This window comes from Microcystis sp. M53598_WE2 (assembly GCF_030067735.1).
GTDB lineage: Bacteria > Cyanobacteriota > Cyanobacteriia > Cyanobacteriales > Microcystaceae > Microcystis > Microcystis aeruginosa.
On the sequence record NZ_JASJFE010000815.1, the window covers coordinates 1 to 3,706 of the forward strand.

The 3,706-nt window shown below is 44.3% G+C and carries 4 protein-coding genes; 3 read left to right on the forward strand and 1 reads right to left on the reverse strand.

From position 1 onward, the window contains the following. Nucleotides 1-252: 252 nt before the first annotated feature. From PX636_RS16535 to PX636_RS16545, 3 genes are all read left to right on the forward strand, one after another. The gene (locus tag PX636_RS16535; RefSeq protein WP_012266950.1) at nucleotides 253-1,119 is read left to right on the forward strand and encodes a response regulator; all 867 of its coding nucleotides are present in this window, start codon (nucleotides 253-255) and stop codon (nucleotides 1,117-1,119) included. Continuing rightward, entirely contained in the window at nucleotides 1,116-1,406 is a 291-nt protein-coding gene (locus PX636_RS16540) for a circadian clock KaiB family protein (RefSeq protein ID WP_002752661.1), read from the forward strand. The genes PX636_RS16535 and PX636_RS16540 overlap by 4 nt, the downstream gene beginning before the upstream one ends. Before the next feature lie 473 nt (nucleotides 1,407-1,879). Continuing rightward, the gene (locus tag PX636_RS16545; RefSeq protein ID WP_288117883.1) at nucleotides 1,880-3,073 is read left to right on the forward strand and encodes an NAD(P)/FAD-dependent oxidoreductase; all 1,194 of its coding nucleotides are present in this window, start codon (nucleotides 1,880-1,882) and stop codon (nucleotides 3,071-3,073) included. Here the strand turns inward: PX636_RS16545 and PX636_RS16550 are convergent. Beyond that, nucleotides 3,053-3,472, reverse strand: coding sequence for a GAF domain-containing protein (locus PX636_RS16550; RefSeq protein WP_288117884.1), 420 nt, complete (start codon nucleotides 3,470-3,472; stop codon nucleotides 3,053-3,055). The two genes, PX636_RS16545 and PX636_RS16550, sit on opposite strands and share 21 nt — an antisense overlap. Nucleotides 3,473-3,706: the final 234 nt, after the last annotated feature.

Consider the following 3,706-nt stretch of genomic DNA (forward strand, 5'->3'; position numbering starts at 1 on the left):
AAATTTATTTTGCACGACTACTTAAGTGGGTGGGTGGAATTAAATATAAGATGAACGTAGGTTGGGTTGAAGCATGAAACCCAACGCCTGCATGGGTTACGCTACCGCTAACCCATCCTACAAATAATTTTGCCTCCCTACTTAAGACTTCGAGATAGCAGCTGCTAGATGGTGATTTTGTCCTTGCGTTTCCCAAAGATGGGCGTACTATGAAAGTAGGGGAAAAAAGATAATTTTAGCGATCGATTAACAATGACTAGGGAGCTCTGTAGGATTTTATTGATAGAGGATGAACCGACGACTGTTAAATTAATCCAGAGATTGCTGTTAAAGGCCCCCCAATGTTCCCTGGCCGGGGGGTTGACTTTTACCCTCACCCAAGCTCAGGATCTACAGCAAACTGCCGAAAAACTAGCAGGGGAGAAATTTGATCTCATCCTCTTAAGCTTGGAAATCTCTGTCCCCCCCGGCTTAAATATTCTAGTCAAAACCAGAGAATTAGCCTCTGATATACCGATAGTGGTTCAAACTACTAGCAATGATGAGAAATTAGTCGTTAAAGCCTTTCAACTGGGTGCTGACGGTTATATTCAGTTAAATAATATCGATAGTAGTCTTTTAGTCTATCAAATTCGTGTGGCGATCGAGCGTCAGCAATATATCCTCAATCTTAAACATCAACAACAGGAAGAGGAATTTCGCGAACTGGAACAGTTAATCAAGGGAGTACAAACTAGCATCACGGCGAAAATGTTCGGTTCTGAGGCAATAAAGCAGAGTATTCCCGATATTTTTCAAGAATTAGTCCAAAATTACGGAGAGTTATTAGACTTAGCTTTAGAAGAACAAGCATACAAAGTGGAACATAATCTATCGGAACGACTGCGAAGCTTGGCCGATAAGTTAGGATTCTTAAAAGCTAGTCCTCGCGATGTGGTGGATATTCATACCACCACCCTACGCCAAAAAAATCAGGATGTCACCCTGGCCAAAGCGCAGGCCTACGTTAGCGAAGGTCGTCTCATGGTCTTGGAATTGATGGGTTATCTCGTCTCTTTCTATCGTAAATACTATATCGGTCTCAGCAACATTAAACTGTTCAATAACACGCAATCATGAGTCAATATCTTCTCAAACTCTACATTATGGGCGATTCAAGTAAATCCCAGAGGGCGATCGCCAATATTTTTCGTATCTGTCGCGAGGAGTTATCCGATCTTTATACAGTAGAAATAATTGATGTTCTCGAACAGCCCCAATTAGCGGAACAGGATAAAATTCTCGTAACTCCTACTTTAGTCAAACAACTTCCCCCACCCCTACAAAGAATTATCGGCGATATGTCCAATACTCAAAAGGTTCTCCTCGGTTTGGATGTTATTCCCAAAGACTCCCATCTCAATTAGGATTCACCTAAAAATTCTTCTGGTTAGGTTTTTCCTCTCTAATAATCAGTCTTTAATAACCGGATTTAGTGTAAGTCCGAAAGAAAGATGGGAGCTAGTCTGTCTTGAGGCATTCCCCCCCGAGTTCAGAGGCCTCGACAATCGCGCGTAGCGAGTCGAGGTAGTTGACCTAATCTCAACATATTGCCCCAGTCAACCGGCCGCACCCGATAGCACTTCTATCAGGAATTAAGGTAAGCTGTTGAGCAGTAAGATTTTAAGGAACTAATTATGTTTAAAAATTGGTCTTTCGACGATTGGATGAATCATATCCTTTTTCTGGCTACAATTATGGCTTTGCTGACGATTTGGCTGAGTAGATAAATAAAAACTATTTTTCTTTCCTCGCTTTACCGAAAATTTGGGTTTAAGGTTCCCCGTCCATTTTACGGCAGGGAGTGTCAAAATAAGAAACAAAACCCTCAGCGATCGATATGACTGACTCAATCCCAAAAATTTGTATTCTCGGTGGTGGTTTTGGTGGACTCTATACTGCTTTACGTTTGAGTCAATTGCCTTGGCCCGATCAACACCCCCCCCAAATTACCTTAATTGATAAAAACGATCGCTTTTTATTTTCTCCCCTTCTCTACGAATTAGTCACCTCAGAACTGCAATCCTGGGAAATTGCTCCCCCTTTCAGCGAATTGCTCGCCAATACCCCCGTTAACTTCCAACAGGGAACCGTCACGGCGATCGATGTTAATAATCATAAAATAACCCTTGACAATAAAAACGATATATGCTATGACCGCCTCGTGATCGCCCTCGGTGGTCAATCCTCCCTTGACTTCCTACCCGGGGCCAGAACCCACGCTATCCCCTTTCGTAGTATCGAGGATGCCTATCGTCTTCGGGATCGACTCAAAACCCTAGAAAAATCCGATCGCGATAAAATTCGGGTCGCCATTATCGGGGGCGGTTATAGCGGCGTAGAATTAGCCTGTAAGCTGGCCGATCGCCTCGGAGAAAGGGGAAGAATTCGTCTGATCGAAAGAAATAGCGATATACTTGGCCCTTCAACCCAATTTAACCGCGAAACCGCCAAAAAAGCCCTGGAAAAACGTCTGGTTTGGTTAGACCTAGAAACCACCGTCGCCGACATTCAAGCTGATCGCCTCTCCCTTGACTACAAGGGACAGATCGACAATATCCCCGTTGATCTAATTCTCTGGACCGTTAGTCCGATCGCCTCCCCACTGCTCGCTAATTTGCCCATAGCACATAATGAGCGCAAATTACTAAAAGTTAATCAATATTTACAAACTGTCGAAAACCCCAGCATCTACGCGATCGGCGATGCGGCCGATAGTCGCGATCAAGACGATAAACCATACGCTGCCACGGCCCAAGTGGCCCTTCAACAGTCCGACTACTGCGCTTGGAATATTTGGGCGAGTTTCCACGATAAACCAGCTTTACCCTTCCGTTATCAACCTTTAGGCGAAATGTTGACCCTCGGAGTCGATGAAGCTACCATTAGCGGTTTAGGACTAGAATTAGCCGGTCCCCTTGCCCATCTTACCCGTCGCTTAGTCTATCTCTACCGTCTGCCCACCCTTAACCATCAAATCGCCGTAGCATTCAACTGGATTACCCAACCCCTTCTATCCCTCATTTCTGAGTAGCGAGTTCAGATATTCCTCCACTAACAAACTATCTCGATCGGTCAATTCCTGACCATCGAGACGATTTAAAAGCATTACTGCACCAAATAACCGATTATTAACCCTAATTGGCACAGCTAAAGCCGTTTTTATCCCCAAAGCCACCGCTATATCCTGACGAATGCGATTATCTCCTAGGGTTTGTCCTACCACCACCGGACAACTATCCTGGTAAACCACCGTACACAATCCCGACGTGGCAATATCACCCCTTTTGCCGACAATTGCCCCGGTGTTTTTACCTGCACCCGCGCAATAATCAATACTATCACCGTCAAATTCGGCAATGATAACCGTTTCTGTTGGAATTAAACCTAAAATTTCTTCAGCAATGCGATCGAGATTAGTTAATTTTTCCATAATGGGTTAGGGGTTGAGGAGATGGGGTGTTATACTCAAAAAAACAGCAATTCATTAACTTTAGTCTATAGTTTGTGAACTGAAGTCACTAACCCCGCCCTAAAAGGGACGGAGCTTGCCTAGACCAATTTAGGCGACGCAAGTAGAGACTACCGCATCGAGACACAAGCTGGCACAGACCTCCGAATACTTCCCTAGTTCGGATTACCTCTAAGCTTTATTGGCTCTTCGTTA